We start from the raw sequence: 18,557 nt of genomic DNA on the forward strand, positions 1-18,557 counted from the left end.
GCGGTGGGGTCTCGGGTGGGGGAAGGCTCAGCCGGCCGCGGGCTCAGCCGGCCGCGGGCCGGGGCTGGGACTGCGCCTGGATCGCGGTGATGGCCACGGTGGTGACGATGTCCTGGACCAGGGCCCCGCGCGAGAGGTCGTTGACCGGCTTGCGCAGGCCCTGCAGGACGGGGCCGACCGCCACGGCGCCGGCCGAGCGCTGCACGGCCTTGTACGTGTTGTTGCCGGTGTTGAGGTCCGGGAAGATCAGCACCGTCGCGCGGCCGGCCACCTCGGACTCGGGCAGCTTGGTCGCGGCGACCGAGGGCTCGACGGCGGCGTCGTACTGGATCGGACCCTCGATCAGCAGATCGGGGCGCTGCTCGCGGACGAGCTCGGTGGCCTTGCGGACCTTGTCCACGTCCGCGCCCGAGCCGGACGTGCCGGTGGAGTACGAGAGCATCGCGATCCGCGGCTCCAGGCCGAAGGCGGCGGCGGTGGTGGCCGACTGGACGGCGATGTCGGCGAGCTGCTCGGCGTTGGGGTCCGGGTTCACGGCGCAGTCGCCGTAGGCGAGGACCTTGTCGGCCAGGCACATGAAGAAGACCGAGGAGACGATGGACGCGTCGGGCTTGGTCTTGATGATCTCGAAGGCCGGGCGGATGGTGGCGGCGGTGGAGTGCACCGAGCCGGAGACCATGCCGTCGGCGAGGCCTTCCTGGACCATCAGGGTGCCGAAGTAGTTGACGTCGGTGACCACGTCGTGGGCCAGCTCGACCGTCATGCCCTTGTGGGCGCGGGCCTTGGCGTAGTACTCGGCGAACCGTTCCCGCAGCGGGGAGGTGGCCGGATCGATGAGCTGGGCGGCCGAGATGTCGATGCCCAGGTCGGCGGCCTTCTTCAGGATCGCCTGCTCCTCGCCCAGCAGGGTGAGGTCGCAGACCCCGCGGCGCAGCACCACGTCCGCGGCGCGCAGCACGCGCTCCTCGGTGCCCTCGGGGAGGACCACGCGGCGGCGCTCGGCCCGGGCCTGCTCCAGCAGCTGGTTCTCGAACATCATCGGCGTGACCCGCTCGGAGCGGGCCACCGAGAGCACCTCGCGCAGCTCGGCGGTGTCCACGTGGCGTTCGAACAGGCCGAGCGCGGTCTCCAGCTTGCGCGGGGTCGCGGAGTTCAGCCGGCTCTGCAGCGCGAAGAGTTCGGCGGCCGTCGGGAAGCTGTTGCCCGCCACCGAGACCACCGGGGTGCCCGGAGCCAGCTTGGAGGCCAGCGTCAGGATGTCCTTGCCCGGACGTTCGTTCAGCGTCAGGAGCACGCCGGCGATCGGCGGGGTGCCGGAGGTGTGCGCGGCGAGCGCGCCGATGACCAGGTCGGAGCGGTCCCCGGGGGTGACGACCAGGCAGCCGGGGGTCAGGGCGTTGAGGAAGTTCGGCAGCATGGCCCCGCCGAAGACGAAGTCCAGGGCGTCGCGGGCCAGTCCGGCCTCGTCGCCGAGGAGCACCTCGCCGCCGAGCGCCCGGGTGATCTGGGCGACCGTCGGGGCGGACAGGTGCTTGTCGTCCGGCAGGACGTAGCAGGGCACCGGCAGTCTGGCGGCCAGGCGCTCGGCTATCACCTCGCGGTCCTCGGCGGCCACCCGGTTGACGACCATCGCGCCCACGTGGCAGCCCAGGGCCTCGTACGCGCGGTAGGCGTTGCGGGCCTCGGCGCGCACGGCCTCGGCCGGGTGCTTGGTGCCGCCCACGACGGGGATGACCAGCGCGCCCAGCTCGTTGGCGAGGCGGGCGTTGAGCGCCAGCTCGTCCGGGAGGTTGGTGTCGGCGTAGTCGGTGCCGAGGACCAGCATGACCTCGTAGTCGCGCGCCACCTTCTGGTAGCGGCCGACGAGCTGGGAGACCAGTTCGTCGGTGCCCTTCTCGGCCAGGATGGCCGAGGCCTCGTGGTACTCCATGCCGTAGGCCGTCGAGGCGTCCTGGTCGATCCGGTACCGGGCCTTGAGCAGGTCGAAGAGCCGGTCGGGCCCGTCGTGCAGGAGGGGGCGGTACACGCCCACCCGGCCGGTCTGGCGGGTCAGGAGCTCCATGATGCCCAGCTCGACGACCTGGCGGCCGTCCCCCCGCTCGATACCCGTCACGTACACGCTGCGCGTCACGCGTGCTCTCCGTCCCAATTCGAGTCGGTTGTCCCAGTAAATATGGGCTTGACCTCTTGACAATACCCCTGCGATTCCTTAGGGCGCCCGCCGGGAGAAGGGCCTGCCGGAGGGGGCCGAAAGGCCCTGTGGGCCTCCCGGGGGCGGCACGCCACAGAGCGCGCGTCACCCTGAGCCCGTGGAACAATCGGACAGGCTTCATCAATACCCCCTCACACGGCACCCCATATGGCACCTCATATGTCCCCTGGCCGGGAGCCCGCACGCGAACGGCCAGGTACGACCAGGAGCAGGAGACACAGCACGATGCGTATCGGAGTTCTCACCGCAGGCGGCGACTGCCCGGGCCTGAACGCTGTCATCCGGTCGGTCGTACACCGTGCCGTGGTCGGGCACGGGGACGAGGTCATCGGCTTCGAGGACGGCTTCAAGGGCCTCCTCGACGGCAACTTCCGCCCTCTCGACATCAACGCGGTCAGCGGCATCCTCGCCCGCGGCGGCACGATCCTCGGGTCGGCCCGCATGGAGCGCGCCCGCCTCCACGAGGCGGCCGAGAACGCGGTCGAACTGGCCAAGCGCTACGGCATCGACGCCCTGATCCCGATCGGCGGCGAGGGCACCCTGACGGCCGCCCGGATGCTGTCGGACGCCGGCATGCCGGTCGTCGGCGTGCCGAAGACCATCGACAACGACATCTCCTCCACCGACCGCACCTTCGGCTTCGACACCGCCGTCATGGTCGCCACGGAGGCCATCGACCGCCTCAAGACCACCGCCGAATCGCACCAGCGCGTGATGGTCGTCGAGGTCATGGGCCGGCACGCGGGCTGGATCGCCCTGGAGTCCGGCATGGCCGGCGGCGCCCACGGCATCTGCCTGCCGGAGCGCCCCTTCGAGGTGGACGCCCTGGTCAAGATGGTGGAGGAACGATTCGCCCGCGGTAAGAAGTTCGCCGTCATCTGCGTGGCCGAAGGCGCGCACCCGGGTGAGGGCTCCATGCCCTACGAGAAGGGCGCGATCGACCAGTACGGCCACGAGCGCTTCGCCGGCATCGGCAACCGCCTCGCCGTCGAGCTGGAGCGGCGCCTGGGCAAGGAAGCCCGCCCGGTCATCCTCGGTCACGTCCAGCGCGGCGGCACCCCCACCGCCTACGACCGCGTCCTCGCGACCCGCTTCGGCTGGCACGCGGTCGAGGGCGTCCACCGCGGCGACTTCGGCAACATGACCGCCCTGCGCGGCACCGACATCGTCATGGCCCCGCTGGCCGACGCCGTCACCGAGCTGAAGACCGTCCCCGAGGACCGCATGTACGAGGCCGAGTCCGTCTTCTGACCTTCCCGGCGGGGACTTCCGTCACCGATGCGAGCCGCCGACCGCCCCCCGGGACGGGACCCCCGCCCCCACTTCGAACGCCGAAAGGCCCCGATCGCGTCCTCGTCCGGACGCGGTCGGGGCCTTTCCCGTAGGGACCCCGCGGGCGGAATGTGTCCTACGACGCACCCCCCGCGAGGTACCAGAACCGCTCCACGATCTCGCCCAGGTACTCACGTCCCGAGTTGCCGCTGCCGGCCTCGCCCTGCCCGCCGCCCCAGCTCAGGGTCGCCACCATCCGGGACTGGTACTCGGCGTGCAGCTGCTCGAGCACCCGCTCGAGGTGCACCTTCGGCACCGGAAGCAGCTTGGTCAGCGGCTTCACGTACGCCTGCCAGCGCGTGGTGACCGCGCTGCGCAGCAGCTCGGCCAGCTCCTCGTGCTTGCCGGTCGCCGTCACGAACTGGGCCAGCGTCAGCCCCAGGGCCGTCGCCAGCGCGGCGGACTGGCGCTCGTTGCCCTTCCAGCGGCCGGTGTCCTCCATCTTCTGGTACGCACCCGCCTCCACACCGACCCGGCGGGCCAGGTCGTCGGCGGCCAGGCCCCGGGCGATGCGGTGTTCCCGCAGGGTGACGGGCTCCGCGAGCAGCTCGCCGGGGGAACACCAGAGCACGCCGGCGAGGGCCGTGAGTTCGGGGGAGGTGGGCGAAATCTCGCCACGTTCCCACGCCATCACGGTCTCGGGAGTGACGAGCAGTCCGTACTGGGCGCGCAGGCCATAGGCGACATGACCGGGAGCCATGCCCAGGGCAGCGCGGAGACGACGCGCGGCGGGGGCATTGAAAGGGGGGCTGGAGTGCACATGGCACACCGTAGGAGTGGCCGAGGCGCGGCGACTACAGACCAATCAAACAAGCCCATACCTCGTAGGAACGTCCTATGGAGTAAAGGGCTTTGGGCGGTTTTCCCTGCGACTGTCCGGTAATCGGATCGATTCGGGACGCGCACGTGATCCACTTCTTAGCGTACGTTTCCGGCCGCCCGTGGCGATAGCCCCGTGCGTGATCCCCCTCACATGATCGCAACGACCCGAACCGGCCACCGCGCCACCCCGTGCTCCATGAGGTGGAGGCCCTCGCTCACGGGGGTGGCGAGGGCCTCCGGCTTCACGTCGGGAACGGGAACGGAAGGAGAAGGGGCGCTTGCGGCTACCGCCGCGGCAGGGGCCGGAGCCAGACCGTCGCCAGCGGCGGGAGGGTCAGGCGCAGGCTGGCCGGGCGGCCTTGTGCGGGTACCGGTTCGGGGCGCAGCGGCTGGGTGTGGTGGACGCCGCTGCCGCCGTAGGACTCCAGGTCGGTGTTGAGCACCTCCCGCCACAGCGGCACCTCCTCCGGGACGCCGATCCGGTACCCGTGTCGGACCACCGGCGAGAAGTTCGAGACGCACAGGAGCTGCGAGCCGTCCTGCGCGAAGCGGAGGAAGGCGAAGACGTTGTCCTCCGCCGCGTCGGCCTCCACCCACGCGAACCCCTCGGGCACCGTGTCCCGCTCCCACAGGGCGGGCGCCGCCCGGTAGGTGCGGTTCAGGTCGCCCACGAGGCTGCGGACGCCCCGGTGGTCACCGGCCGCCGCGTACGAGGAGTCCAGCAGCCACCAGTCCGGCCCGTAGGTCTCGGACCACTCGGAGCCCTGCGCGAACTCCTGCCCCATGAAGAGCAGCTGCTTGCCCGGGTGGGCCCACATGAAGCCCAGGTACGCCCGGTGCGCCGCCCGCTGCTGCCACCAGTCGCCGGGCATCTTCGACACGAGCGAGCCCTTGCCGTGCACCACTTCGTCGTGGGAGATCGGCAGCACGTAGTTCTCGCTGAACGCGTAGACCATCCCGAAGGTCATGTCGTGGTGGTGGTACTTGCGGTGCACCGACTCCTTGGAGGCGTAGCGCAGCGTGTCGTGCATCCAGCCCATGTTCCACTTCAGGCCGAAGCCGAGCCCGCCCCCGTCGGTGGGCTGGGTGACGCCCGGCCACGCCGTGGACTCCTCGGCGATCGTCACCACGCCCGGGCAGCGCCGGTAGACGGTCGCGTTCATCTCCTGGAGCATCGCGACCGCGTCCAGGTTCTCCCGCCCGCCGTGCTCGTTCGGGGTCCACTCGCCGTCCTTGCGCGAGTAGTCCAGGTAGAGCATCGAGGCCACCGCGTCCACCCGCAGCCCGTCCACGTGGAACTCCTGGCACCAGTACACGGCATTGGCCACCAGGAAGTTCCGCACCTCCCGGCGCCCGTAGTCGAACTCCAGCGTTCCCCAGTCCGGGTGCGCGGCCCGCTGCGGGTCGTGGTGCTCGTACAGCGGCCGCCCGTCGAACTCGGCGAGCGCCCAGTCGTCGCGCGGGAAGTGCGCCGGTACCCAGTCGACGATCACCCCGATGCCGGCCCGGTGCAGTGCGTCCACAAGGAAGCGGAAGTCGTCCGGCGTGCCCATCCGGGAGGTCGGGGCGTAGAAGCCGGTGACCTGGTAGCCCCAGGAACCGCCGAAGGGGTGTTCGGCGACCGGCATCAGCTCCACGTGCGTGAAGCCGAGCTCCGTCACGTACGCGGGCAGCTGCTCGGCCAGCTGCCGGTAGGAGAGACCGGGCCGCCAGGACGCCAGGTGCAGCTCGTACACCGAGAAGGGGGCCTGGTGCGGCGGGCGCTCCCCGCGCGAGGCCATCCACTCGGCGTCCTGCCAGACGTAGGAGGAGGCCGTCACCACCGAGGCGTTGGCCGGCGGGACCTCGGCGTGCTTCGCCATCGGGTCGGCGCGCAGGGTGTGCGAGCCGTCCGGGCGGGTGATGTCGTACTTGTACAGGGCGCCCTCGCCGACGCCGGGCAGGAACAGCTCCCACACGCCGGTCGCCCCGAGCGAGCGCATCGGGTAGGCGACCGAGTCCCAGTACGAGAAGTCTCCGCTGACCCGCACGCCCTGCGCGTTCGGCGCCCACACCGTGAACCGGGTGCCCGCCACGCCCTGGTGCTCCATCGGCTCCGCGCCGAGCGCCGTCCACAGCTCCTCGTGCCGGCCCTCACCGATCAGGTGCAGGTCGAGCTCGCCGAGCGCGGGCAGGAACCGGTAGGGGTCGTGGACCTCCACCTCGTCGCTGTCGTACGTCACCAGCAGCCGGTAGTCCGGCACCCCGGTCAGCGGCAGCAGCCCGGAGAACAGCCCGTCGCCCTCGTCCAGGAGCTCGGCCCGCAGCCCCTTGGCGACGACGGTGACCGCCTTCGCGTACGGACGCAGCACCCGGAAGGACACCCCGCCCCGCTGGGTACGGGCCCCGAGCACCCCGTGCGGATCGTGGTGGCGGCCCTCCAGCAGCCGGGCCCGCTCCTCCGCGCCGAGCGCCGGCACCGGCCGGACCCCGCGCGGCGGGGCCTCCCGCCGCGCCCTGGGAGCCCGGGCCTTCTTCACGGGTTCGTGAACGGGGCCGGGGGCGGCGCCGGTGGCAGGGGCTGCGACAGCGCCGGTGGCAGGGGCTGTGGCTTCCTCGCGGACGGTCGGTGACGGCTGTCGTGCGGCGCTCACGCGAGCGGCCTCCTCGGGGGCTTCGGGTGGTGGGGGGTGGTGGATCCGGGGGCGGGGGGATGCGTGCGGTGGGAGGGGGGACGCTGCGGCTCCGACAGCCGCCGGATGGCCGCCATCGGCACGTGCAGCCAGTCGGGCCGGTGCCGGGACTCGTAGCGGGCCTCGTACACCGCCTTGTCGGTCTCGTAGGCGCGCAGGAGTACGGGGTCCTCGCGCGGGTCCCGGCCGGTGGTGCGGGCGTACCCCTCGCAGAAGGCGGCCCGGCAGTCGTCCGCCCAGGCGGGGGCGAACGGCCGGTGCGAGCGGGCCGCGTAGTCGAAGGAGCGCAGTATCCCGGCGATGTCCCGGACGGCCGGTTCGGGGCGGCGCCGGTCGGCGAGCGGCCGGGCCGGCTCGCCCTCGAAGTCGATCAGTGCCCAGCTGCCGTCGGCGGTGCGCAGGGTCTGGCCCAGGTGCAGGTCCCCGTGGATCCGCTGGGCGGGCACCCCGGCCCCGCGGGAGGCGGCCAGCGCGTCGAAGGCCCCGCGCAGCCCCGCCTCGTAGGGGCGCAGGGCCGGTACCTCGCGGGCGGTGGCGGCGAGCCGGGCCGTCATCCCGGCGGCCAGCCGGGCCGTCTGCTCCGGGCCCAGCGCGATGGTGGGCAGGGCCCCGGCCAGTGCGCTGTGCACCTCGGCGGTGGCCCGGCCCAGCGCGTGCGCCTCGGCGGTGAAGTCGGCGCCGGTGCGCAGCCGGTGCAGCGCGAGCTGCCAGCCGTCGTCGGAGCCGCGCAGGTACGGCTGGAGCACGCCGAGGGTCAGCGGTTCGGACCCGGGCAGCTCGGCCTCGTACCAGGCGACCGGCGCGGGCACCCGGGCGCAGCCGGCCGCGGCCAGGGCCCGGGGCAGTTCCAGGTCGGGGTTGACTCCGGGGCCGACCCGTCTGAAGACCTTCAGGATGTACGAATCCCCGTAGATCAGGGAGGAGTTGGTCTGTTCACCGGACAGCGGCCGGGGGGTGGGGGCCTCGGGGATCACGGCGGCCGGATCCCGGTCGAAGCGCAGCGGGCCCAGCGTGCCGGGGGAGCGCAGCCGCTCCAGCAGCAGCGAGGCGAGCCGCGGATCGCCCAGGCCCTCGTAGACCGACTGGCCGGCGTACGGGCCCTGCTCGGCGCGGCCGATCAGCGCGGGCGCGAGGGCCGGCGGCAGCGGGCTCGGGCGGATGCCGAGCAGGAGCTGGTAGCAGTCCCCGTCCACGTCCAGCAGCAGGTGCAGGAGCCCGGGGGCCGACCCGGGCGGGAGCAGTTCGGCCGCCGAGATGGCCCTGAGCCGTCCGATGGCACGGCCCTTGCCCGCGAACCAGCGCTGCGCGGGCAGCCAGGCCCGCAGCATCGGCTCCAGTGGACCGAGCCCGAGCGCGGTGGCCCGGTCGGCGGTGAGCCGATCCCGGGCGGATGCAGCCTCCGACATGGCGTCGCGTCCTTTCCCCGGGCCGTCAAAGAATGCGCAGAGTGTCCCGGATCGCGGTGTTTGCTGCTCCGGTGTGAGCGAGTGTCGGGTCAGAAAGGTCCGTACAGGGGCGGGCGATTGACCCATTCGCCCGCCCTCGTGCGTCGTCACTCCGAGCGGGACTTCACTCCGAGCGCAGGCGGAACCAGTAGAAGCCGTGGCCCGCCAGGGTCAGCAGGTACGGCCATTCGCCGATCGGCGGGAAACGGACGTCGCCGGTGAGTTCCACCGGGACCCGCCCGTTGAACGACCTCAGGTCCAGCTCGGTGGGCTGCGCGAAGCGCGAGAAGTTGTGCACGCACAGCACCAGGTCGTCCCCGTACTCACGGAGGAAGGCCAGCACCGCCGGGTTCGTCGAAGGCAGTTCGGTGTACGAGCCGAGCCCGAAGGCCGGGTTGGCCTTGCGGACCTCGATCATCCGGCGGGTCCAGTGCAGCAGCGAAGAGGGTGAGGCCATCGCCGCTTCGACATTGGTCACCTGGTACCCGTGGACCGGGTCCATGATGACCGGCAGGTTCAGCCTGCCCGGATCGCACGAGGAGAAACCGGCGTTGCGGTCCGGCGTCCACTGCATCGGCGTGCGGACGCCGTCGCGGTCGCCGAGCCAGATGTTGTCGCCCATGCCGATCTCGTCGCCGTAGTACAGCACCGGCGAACCGGGCAGCGACAGCAGCAGGGCGGTGAACAGCTCCATCTGGTTGCGGTCGTTGTCCAGCAGGGGGGCGAGCCGGCGCCGGATGCCGATGTTGGCCCGCATCCGCGGGTCCTTGGCGTACTCGGCGTACATGTAGTCGCGCTCTTCGTCGGTGACCATCTCGAGGGTGAGCTCGTCGTGGTTGCGCAGGAAGATGCCCCACTGGCAGCGGTCGGGGATCGCCGGGGTCTTCGCCAGGATTTCGGAGACCGGATAGCGCGACTCTCTTCGGACCGCCATGAAGATGCGCGGCATGACGGGGAAGTGGAAGGCCATGTGGCACTCGTCCCCGCCCTTTTGGAAGTCCCCGAAGTAGTCGACGACGTCCTCGGGCCACTGGTTGGCCTCGGCGAGCAGCACGGTGTCCGGGTAGTGCGCGTCGATCTCGGCGCGGACCGCCTTCAGGAGGGTGTGCGTGCGCGGCAGGTTCTCGCAGTTGGTGCCCTCCTCCGCGTACAGGTAGGGCACGGCGTCGAGGCGGAAGCCGTCGATCCCCAGGTCCAGCCAGAAGCGCAGCGCGGAGACGATCTCCTCGACCACGGCCGGGTTCTCGTAGTTGAGGTCCGGCTGGTGGGAGAAGAACCGGTGCCAGTAGTACTGCTTGCGGACCGGGTCGTACGTCCAGTTCGAGGTCTCGGTGTCGACGAAGATGATGCGGGCGTCCTGGAACTGCTTGTCGTTGTCGGCCCACATGTAGTAGTCGCCGTAGGGCCCGTCCGGGTCCTTGCGGGACTGCTGGAACCACTCGTGCTGATCGCTCGTGTGGTTCATCACGAAGTCGATGATCACCCGCATGCCGCGGGTGTGCGCCGCGTCCACGAACTCCACGAAGTCGGCGAGGTCGCCGAATTCGGGCAGCACCGAGGTGTAGTCGGCGACGTCGTAGCCCCCGTCGCGCAGGGGTGAGGCGAAGAACGGCGGGAGCCACAGGCAGTCGACGCCGAGCCACTGGAGGTAGTCCAGCTTGGCGGTGAGCCCCTTGAGGTCACCCACGCCGTCGCCGTTGCTGTCGTGGAAGGACCGTACGAGGACCTCGTAGAACACCGCCCGCTTGAACCAGTCGGGGTCTCGGTCCTTGGCGGGGGTGTCCTCGAAGGTGTCGGGGACGGGATCGTTGATCATCATGAGATGGGTGACCCTCCGGTGGGCGGGGACGGTCGCAGAGCCGCCAGTACGTGCGCGGGCGTGCGGCCCGGTTCCAGGCGCACGTAGTTGGCCCTGCCCCAGTGATAGGTCTCGCCGGTGAGCTCGTCGCGCACCGCGAGGGACCCGTGCCAGTCGAGGCCGAGTACCGGCATGTCCAACGAGACCGTCGCCTCCTGGGTGTGGTGCGGATCGAGGTTGACGACCACCAGTACGGAATTGCTCCCCGCGTGCTTCGAATAGGCGATCACCTGTTCGTTGTCGGTCGGGTGGAAATGGATGTCGCGGAGCTGCTGGAGTGCCGGGTTGCGCCGGCGCAGCCGGTTCAGGGAGGTGATCAGCGGGGCGATCGTGCGGCCCTCGCGGTCGGCGGCGGCCCAGTCGCGCGGGCGCAGCTCGTACTTCTCGGAGTTCAGGTACTCCTCGCTGCCCTCCTTGACCGGGGTGTTCTCGCAGAGCTCGTAACCGGCGTAGACCCCCCAGGTCGGGGAGAGCGTGGCGGCGAGGACCGCGCGGATCTCGAAGGCGGGGCGGCCGCCGTGCTGAAGGTATGCGTGCAGGATGTCGGGGGTGTTGACGAAGAAATTCGGCCGCATGACGGAGGCGGACCGGGTGTCGGCGAGCTCGGTCACGTACTCGGTCAGCTCGGCCTTGGTGTTGCGCCAGGTGAAGTACGTGTAGGACTGCTGGAAGCCGACGGCGGCGAGCGCCCGCATCATCGCGGGGCGGGTGAAGGCCTCGGCGAGGAAGATCACGTCGGGGTCGGACTTGTTGATCTCCCCGATCACCTTCTGCCAGAAGACCACCGGCTTGGTGTGCGGGTTGTCGACCCGGAAGATCCGGACCCCGTGCTCCATCCAGTGCCGCAGGATCCGCACCGTCTCCTCGACGATGCCGGCCATGTCGGAGTCGAAGTGGATGGGGACGATGTCCTGGTACTTCTTCGGCGGGTTCTCCGCGTACGCGATCGTCCCGTCGGCGCGGTGGCGGAACCACTCCGGATGCTTCTCCACCCACGGGTGGTCCGGGGAGCACTGCAGGGCGAAGTCGAGCGCCACCTCGATGCGCAGCTCGCGGGCCTTGGCGACGAAGGCGTCGAAGTCCTCCAGGGTGCCGAGCTCGGGGTGGACCGCGTCGTGGCCGCCTTCGGTGGAGCCGATGGCCCAGGGCACGCCCGGATCCCAACTCCCGGCGGACAGCGTGTTGTTCGGGCCCTTGCGGCAGGTGCTCCCGATCGGGTGGATGGGTGGCAGGTACACCACGTCGAAGCCCATCGCCGCGATGGCCGGCAGCCGCTCGGCGGCGGTCGTGAAGTTCCCGCTGACGGGAGCCTCTCCGGGCTCCAGCACCGCCCCCTCCGACCGGGGGAACAGCTCGTACCAGGACCCGAAGAGGGCCCGCTTGCGCTCGATCAGCAGCGGCAGCGGCTTGGAGGCCGTCACCAGCTCCCGGAGCGGGCGCTTCGCGAGCAGCGCGTCGATCCGGGGGCCGAGGGCGGCCGCGTACCGTTCGGCGACGGGCCGGTCCTCGTCGCGCATCACGTCCGCGGCGGCCAGCACGTGCTCGCGGCCGTCGCGCTTGGGGATCTTGGCGGCGGCCCGCTCGTAGAGCTCGGCGCCCTCCAGGAGGGTGAGCCCGGTGTCGATCCCGGCCGGGATCTTCACCGCCGCGTGGGCCCGCCAGGTGCCCACCGGGTCGCTCCACGCCTCGACGGTGTAAGTCCACCTCCCCTCGACCTCGGCGGACACTCGGGCCCCCCACCGGTCGGTGCCGGGAGCGAGCTCGGACAGGGACACCGGCGGCCGCAGCCGCCCGCTCGGATCTCGGAGCACGACATGGGCCGCCACGGCGTCGTGCCCCTCGCGGAACACGGTGGCGGAAATCTCGAAGACCTCGTCCACGACCGCCTTGGCGGGTCTGACGCCGCAGTCGACGGCGGGGCGGACGTCCAGCACGGGAATGCGACCGATCATGATGGGATCACCTGGGGGCAGTTCGCAGGGCTCGGTGACAACAGGCCAGCCGGCAAGGCAGCTGGTAGTGCACGCTCTGTTCGCTCTGTTTCTAGCCGCTCGGAAGACGGCTGGGCTGCGGGCATGGCCGCTCCTGTCCGCGTTCACTCGGGTGGCGGGGAGGCGGTTCCGGGGTGCGCCGTGCGCTGTACCCGAGGAGCCCTTCCCACTCCAGCCCGGACCAACCCGGGTGTTCGGTTAACTACTCGTACGTAGTGGAACGCCTGCCCGCGCACCACGGCTCGACACCTGCCGATGCTCCGTCAACTCGGATAGGACTAACGGATGTCCGCGCCTCCCCTGGTCCGATGCGCGGGGCCGCCCGGACTCGCCGCGAACGTGCGGGGCGGACCACTCGGGCGGCCCGTACGTGCCGCGGCGGACCCCGGCGGCGGCCTCGGAGACCCGCACACGCGGGGTGGACGCCTCGGGCGTGCTGAGGATCGCCCCGCGCCGCAGCGAACACGTCGCGTGCGAACGGCTGTGGCCGCGCGCGCAGTCGGTGGGGCGCCGCCTGGAGGCCGGCTGGAGGCGGCATGGCCGGGGGAAGGGCGGACCGCTAGCCTTCCGAGGGTGACGCTCGCGGTGCACAGCGTGGTGCGGCCGCTCCGATCCGTAATCCCCTGCGAAGGTGGAACGCGTGAAGGCTATCCGTCGATTCACCGTGCGCCCCGTCCTCCCCGAGACCCTCTCGCCGCTCGCCGACCTCGCGCGCAACCTGCGCTGGTCCTGGCACGCCGAGACCCGTGAACTCTTCCAATCCGTCGATCCCGAGGGCTGGCAAGCCGCCGGCGGGGATCCCGTCCGGCTGCTCGGCGCCGTGTCCGCCGTGCGGATCGCCGAGCTCGCCGGGGACCGGCGGTTCCTGAGGCGGCTCGCCGTCGCCGCCGCCGACCTCGATGACTACGTCCACGGCGGGAGGTGGTACCAGAGTCACGAGGCCGCCGCGGAGCTGCCCGCCGGCATCGCCTACTTCTCGCCCGAATTCGGGATCACCGCCGCCCTGCCCCAGTACTCCGGCGGGCTCGGGATCCTCGCCGGGGACCACCTCAAGGCCGCCAGCGACCTCGGCGTCCCCCTCATCGGCGTCGGACTCCTCTACCGGCACGGGTACTTCCGCCAGTCCCTCTCCCGGGACGGCTGGCAGCAGGAGCACTATCCGGTGCTCGACCCCAACGAACTGCCCGTCGCGCTGGTCCGCGAGGAGGACGGGACGCCCGCGCGGGTGTCCCTGAGCCTCCCCGGCGGCCGTTCCCTGCACGCCCACGTCTGGCAGGCCCGCGTCGGCCGCGTGCCGCTGCTGCTCCTCGACTCCGACGTCGAGGAGAACGACGCCGTCGCCCGCGAGGTGACCGACCGGCTGTACGGGGGAGGGAGCGACCACCGGCTGCTGCAGGAGATGCTCCTCGGCATCGGCGGGGTCAGGGCGGTGCGCGCCTACTGCCGGATCACCGGACACCCCGACCCCGAGGTCTTCCACACCAACGAGGGTCACGCCGGGTTCCTGGGACTCGAGCGCATAAGGGAACTGGAGGGACAGCAGGGACTCGGCTTCGACGCCGCCGTCGAAGCCGTCCGGGCCGGCACCGTGTTCACCACGCACACCCCCGTCCCCGCCGGCATCGACCGCTTCGAGCGGGCCCTGGTCGCCCGCCACTTCGGCGAGGGCGGCGAACTGGCCGGCGTACCCGTCGACCGGATCCTGGCCCTCGGCGCCGAGACCTACCCCGGCGGCGACCCCGGGGTGTTCAACATGGCGGTGATGGGCCTGCGCCTCGCCCAGCGGGCCAACGGGGTCTCCACCCTGCACGGCGCCGTCAGCCGCGGGATGTTCGCCGGGCTGTGGCCGGGCTTCGACCCCGCCGACGTGCCCATCACCTCGGTGACCAACGGCGTCCACGCCCCGACCTGGGTGGCGCCCGAGGTCGTGAAGCTCGGCGCGAAGCAGATCGGGGCCGGCCGCACCGAGGACGCGCTCTCCGTCGGCGGCTCGCAGCGCTGGGACGCCGTCGCGGACATCCCCGACCAGGACGTCTGGGACCTGCGCCGGGTGCTCCGGGAGCAGCTCGTCCAAGAGGTACGGGACCGCCTGCGCGCCTCCTGGCGCCAGCGCGGGGCCGCCGACGCCGAGCTGGGCTGGGTGGACTCCGTCCTCGACCCGGACGTGCTGACCATCGGGTTCGCCCGCCGGGTGCCGTCCTACAAGCGGCTCACCCTGATGCTGCGCGACCCCGACCGGCTGCGCCGCCTGCTGCTGGACCCGGACCGGCCCGTGCAGATCGTGGTCGCGGGCAAGGCGCACCCGGCCGACGACGGCGGGAAGCGGCTCGTCCAGGAACTGGTGAGGTTCGCGGACGATCCCCGCGTGCGCCACCGGATCGTGTTCCTGCCCGACTACGGCATGGCCATGGCCCAGAAGCTCTACCCGGGCTGCGACGTCTGGCTGAACAACCCGCTGCGCCCGCTGGAGGCCTGCGGCACCAGCGGGATGAAGGCGGCGCTCAACGGCTGCCTCAACCTGTCCGTCCTGGACGGCTGGTGGGACGAGTGGTTCGAGCCGGACTTCGGCTGGGCCATCCCGACCGCCGACGGCCTCGGTGCCGACGAGGACCGCCGCGACGACCTGGAGGCCAACGCCCTCTACGACCTGATCGAGGGCCGGGTCGCACCCCGGTTCTACGACCGGGCCGGACAGGCCGGACTCCCGGTGCGGTGGATCGAGATGGTCCGCCGCACCCTCGTCTCCTTGGGGCCCAAGGTGCTCGCGGGGCGCATGGTGCGGGAGTACGTGGAGCGGCTCTACGCTCCGGCCGCGCTCTCCCACCGCGCCCTGACCCCGGACGCGGCGCGGGACCTCGCCTGGTGGAAGGGCCGGGTCCGGGCGGCCTGGCCGCAGCTCACCGTCGAGCACGTGGAGGCCCTGACCGCGGGCCCGGTCGGCGGCACCGCCGAACTCGGGGCCACCCTCACCCTGCGCGTGCAGGTCTCCCTCGACGCCCTGGCCCCCGAGGACGTGGAGGTACAGGCCGTCGCGGGCCGGGTCGACGCGCAGGACGTGATCCAGGGCGGGCGGGCCTTCCCCCTCAAGCCCGCCGGCGGACCCGACCTGGAGGGCCGCTGGCTGTACGAGGGCCCGCTCGCCCTCGACCGTACGGGACCCTTCGGCTACACCGTACGGATCATGCCGGCGCACCCGCTGCTGGCGACCCCGGCCGAACTGGGCCTGGTCGCGGGCCCTGTGGACACGGACGCGGACGCGGGAGGCGGTGTCGTCCTGCGGTAGCCGCCCCGGCGGCAGGAGCGGCCCCGGCCGTTCAGGGGGCGGGCGGCGGATCCACCAGCCGCCCGTCCTCCACCAGCATCCCGGCCCGCTTGACGCTGCGCAGGGCCGGGATCACCTCCACCTGCCCCACACCGTCCACCGCGCCGATCCGCTCGGTCAGGTACGTGTACAGCGCGTCCGTGTCCCGGCACACCACCACCGCCATCAGCGAGGCGGCACCGGTCACGGCCGCCGCGAAGGCCACCTCGCGGTGGCCCGCCAGCGCCGCCCCCACCTGCGCCAGCCGGGCGGGCGGGACGGTCAGCACGATGGTCGCCTCCGCCTCGTAGCCGAAGAGCGCCGGAACGAACTCCACGTCGAAGAAGACCGCCCCCACCTCGCGCAGCCGCTCCAGCCTGCGCCGCGCAGTGGACTCCGACAGACCGCCGGCACGCGCCAGTTCCGGGTACCCGGCGCGGCCGTCCCGGCCCAGCACCGAGAGCAGGGCCAGCTCCGCCTCGTCGAGCGCGTACCGCTGCGGACCCGGCTCGGCCGCGGGCCGTTCCAGGGCCGCGGTCTGGTCGGGGCGCAGAACGTCCAGGCCTACCCAGGCGTCGGGCCCTCCGAAGAACTTCCGCAGGATGGTGTGGGCGCTCACACCGGTCACCCGGCGGGTCCGCGGCAGCTTTTCCAGCAGCAGGGCGTCCCGGTCCTGGCGGGTACGGGCCCGGGTCATGCAGTGGATCTCGGTACCGCCCGAGCCCAGGGTCACCCACGCGATGTCCGGGCGGCGGGCGAGCGCCTCGGCCACCGGGAGCGCGGCGTCGGGGGCGCACTGCACCCGCAGCCACGACTCGAACAGTCCGACGCGGCTGCCCAGCGGCAGTCCGACGACCCGGATCAGGCCGGTGGTCCGCAGCCGCCGGTAGCGCCGTACGACGGTCTGGTCGGAGACCCCCAGCACCTCGGCCAGCCGGCTGAAGGGGGCCCGGCCGTCGATCGTGAGGGCCTGGACCAGGGACCGGTCGAGGAGGTCCAGCTCCGCATCGTTCACGGTTTCCATCATCGCAGGCCGCTCGGTGGGTGAAATCCGCCGGCGGTGGGCCACTGGGTGGGGAGCGGCGGCGGCGGGCTGGCACCTTGTGGGAGGCGGAAGCCGAGCCCCTCCGGACCCCGGCGGGCCGCCCCGACCCCCGGTTTCCTGCCCCCCGTCCCACCCCTGCCCTACCGCTGCCCCACCCACTTCCGGTTCCCTGTCACCGTCCCACCCCTGCCTCCGGACATCCCCAGGAGTTCCCCATGCGCAAATGGCTGCCGTTGACGGCGGTGTGTCTCGGAGCCTTCATGCTCCTGGTGGACGTCACGATCGTGACCGTCGCCCTGCCCGACATGGCCGCCGACATGCGGACCGGCTTCTCCGGACTCCAGTGGGTGATGGACGTCTACGCCCTCGCCCTGGCCGCCCTGCTGCTCGGCGCGGGATCGCTCGCCGACCGGATCGGCCGCCGCCGCATATACCTCGGCGGGCTCGGACTCTTCGCCGCCGCCTCGCTCGCCTGCGGCCTGGCCCAGGGCCCGGCCGCGCTCATCGCCTTCCGCGCGGTCCAGGGCGTCGGTGGCGCCGCGATGTTCGCCACCACCATGGCCCTGCTCAGCTCCACCTACCAGGGCCGCGACCGGGGCGTCGCCTTCGGCGTCTGGGGCGCGGTCAACGGCGCGGCCGCCGCGGCCGGTCCGATCATCGGCGGGCTGCTCACCGAGCAGTTCGGCTGGCGCTGGATCTTCTTCATCAACCTCCCGGTCTGCGCCCTCGCCGTGTACGTCACCCTCAAGGCCGTCACCGAGTCCCGCGACCCGCAGGCCAAGGGCCTGGACCTGCCCGGCATGGCCACCTTCACCGCCGGCGCCGCGGCCGTCACCTACGCCCTGATCCGAGGCGGCGAGAACGGCTGGACCTCCGCCGGCACCCTCGGCCTGTTCGCCCTGGGCGCGGCCTCCTTCGGTGCCTTCGTCCTCGTCGAACTGCGCGGCTCGCGGCCGATGCTGGACCCCGCGCTCTTCCGCAGTCCGGTCTTCGTCGCCGTGATGACGGCCTCGCTGCTGATGTCCGGCGCCGCCTTCGGTTACCTGATGTACGTCTCCCTGTGGCTGCAGACCGCCGAGGGCATGGGGCCGGTCGGCGCCGGACTGGTCCTGGCGCCGATGAGCCTGGCCGCCTTCCCCGTCTCCGCGGCCTCCGGCAAGCTCCTGCACGGGGCCTCGCCCCGGATCACCATCGGCGGCGGGCTGTTCCTCATCGCCGCCGGGGCGCTGCTGCAGGGCTGGATGCTCGATGCGGGCGACGGCTGGACGGCGCTGGTGCCGGGCCTGGTCGTCACCGGAGCGGGCGTCGGGCTGGTCTCCCCGGCCCTGGCCGCCGCCGCGATGGGGGCCGTGCCCCCGGCCCGTGCGGGGATGGCCGGCGGCGCGCTGAACACCGCACGACAGCTGGGCATGGCCCTGGGCATCGCGGTGCTCGGCGCGGTCTTCCACGCCGGGCTGGCCGACGGCCTCGCCGGCTCCGGGCAGCCGCACGGTACGGCCACGGCGCTGGCCGGCGGCGGGGCGTCGCGGCTGCTGGAGACCGTTCCGGGGGCCGCGTCCTGGGTGGAGGCGGCCTTCGCGAGCGGGCTGCGCGACACCTTCTGGGTCTCGGGGGCGATGGGCCTGGCGGGGGCGCTGATCCTGGTGGTGCTGGTCCGCCGGCCCGCCGCCGCGCCCGGCGGCGGGGCCCCGGCCCCGGTGCCGGGTCAGGGTTCCGCGCCGGCGGACCGGGCCGCCGGCCGCGCCGCCGCCTGAGCCGCCCGGGGCGGGGGGGGGGGCCCCCCCGGGGGCCCCCCCCCCCGGCCCCGGGTCTCCCCCGGCCGCCTCGGCCGCCCCGAATACCGTTCGGTTGCCGGGGGGTGGGGGCGATAGGGGCCGGG

The 18,557-nt window shown here is 72.4% G+C and carries 10 protein-coding genes; 3 read left to right on the forward strand and 7 right to left on the reverse strand.

The window, feature by feature from the left end; genetic code table 11:
- Positions 1-43: 43 nt before the first annotated feature.
- A complete protein-coding gene (pta, locus tag ACFYM0_RS30910; protein WP_388507025.1) occupies positions 44-2,131 on the reverse strand; it encodes a phosphate acetyltransferase in 2,088 nt (695 codons plus the stop codon).
- Positions 2,132-2,437: 306 nt separating this feature from the next.
- Here pta and ACFYM0_RS30915 point away from each other — a divergent pair, with 306 nt between their 5' ends.
- Complete coding sequence (locus tag ACFYM0_RS30915; RefSeq protein WP_243336280.1) at positions 2,438-3,463, forward strand: ATP-dependent 6-phosphofructokinase; 1,026 nt, start codon at positions 2,438-2,440, stop codon at positions 3,461-3,463.
- Between the two features lie 157 nt (positions 3,464-3,620).
- On the opposite strand, the gene ACFYM0_RS30920 is transcribed toward ACFYM0_RS30915, so the two are convergent.
- The 5 genes from ACFYM0_RS30920 to ACFYM0_RS30940 form a co-directional block, all read right to left on the reverse strand.
- Positions 3,621-4,244: a helix-turn-helix domain-containing protein gene (locus ACFYM0_RS30920; RefSeq protein ID WP_388507028.1), complete on the reverse strand. Its 624-nt coding sequence runs from the start codon at positions 4,242-4,244 to the stop codon at positions 3,621-3,623.
- Positions 4,245-4,650: 406 nt separating this feature from the next.
- Positions 4,651-6,999, reverse strand: a complete 2,349-nt coding sequence (gene glgB / locus ACFYM0_RS30925; protein WP_388507030.1) for a 1,4-alpha-glucan branching enzyme — start codon at positions 6,997-6,999, stop codon at positions 4,651-4,653.
- Positions 6,996-8,444: a maltokinase gene (locus ACFYM0_RS30930; RefSeq protein ID WP_388507032.1), complete on the reverse strand. Its 1,449-nt coding sequence runs from the start codon at positions 8,442-8,444 to the stop codon at positions 6,996-6,998. The genes glgB and ACFYM0_RS30930 overlap by 4 nt, the downstream gene beginning before the upstream one ends.
- Positions 8,445-8,607: 163 nt before the next feature.
- Positions 8,608-10,302, reverse strand: a complete 1,695-nt coding sequence (gene treS / locus ACFYM0_RS30935) for a maltose alpha-D-glucosyltransferase (RefSeq protein ID WP_266904332.1) — start codon at positions 10,300-10,302, stop codon at positions 8,608-8,610.
- On the reverse strand, positions 10,299-12,293 hold the full coding sequence (locus tag ACFYM0_RS30940) for a maltotransferase domain-containing protein (RefSeq protein ID WP_388507035.1): 1,995 nt from the start codon (positions 12,291-12,293) through the stop codon (positions 10,299-10,301). The genes treS and ACFYM0_RS30940 overlap by 4 nt, the downstream gene beginning before the upstream one ends.
- 679 nt (positions 12,294-12,972) lie before the next feature.
- Here ACFYM0_RS30940 and glgP point away from each other — a divergent pair.
- Positions 12,973-15,615 (forward strand): alpha-glucan family phosphorylase, encoded by a 2,643-nt coding sequence (gene glgP / locus ACFYM0_RS30945; RefSeq protein WP_388507037.1) that lies wholly within the window; start codon positions 12,973-12,975, stop codon positions 15,613-15,615.
- A gap of 31 nt (positions 15,616-15,646) precedes the next feature.
- Here the strand turns inward: glgP and ACFYM0_RS30950 are convergent, their stop codons facing one another.
- Positions 15,647-16,657 carry an Lrp/AsnC family transcriptional regulator gene (locus tag ACFYM0_RS30950; protein ID WP_388507126.1) on the reverse strand — a complete coding sequence of 337 codons (1,011 nt, stop codon included), beginning with the start codon at positions 16,655-16,657 and terminating at the stop codon, positions 15,647-15,649.
- A gap of 236 nt (positions 16,658-16,893) precedes the next feature.
- Here ACFYM0_RS30950 and ACFYM0_RS30955 point away from each other — a divergent pair, with 236 nt between their 5' ends.
- Positions 16,894-18,432 carry a DHA2 family efflux MFS transporter permease subunit gene (locus tag ACFYM0_RS30955; RefSeq protein ID WP_388507039.1) on the forward strand — a complete coding sequence of 513 codons (1,539 nt, stop codon included), beginning with the start codon at positions 16,894-16,896 and terminating at the stop codon, positions 18,430-18,432.
- Positions 18,433-18,557: the final 125 nt, after the last annotated feature.

This window comes from Streptomyces sp. NPDC006487 (genome assembly GCF_042870555.1).
Taxonomy (GTDB): Bacteria; Actinomycetota; Actinomycetes; order Streptomycetales; family Streptomycetaceae; genus Streptomyces.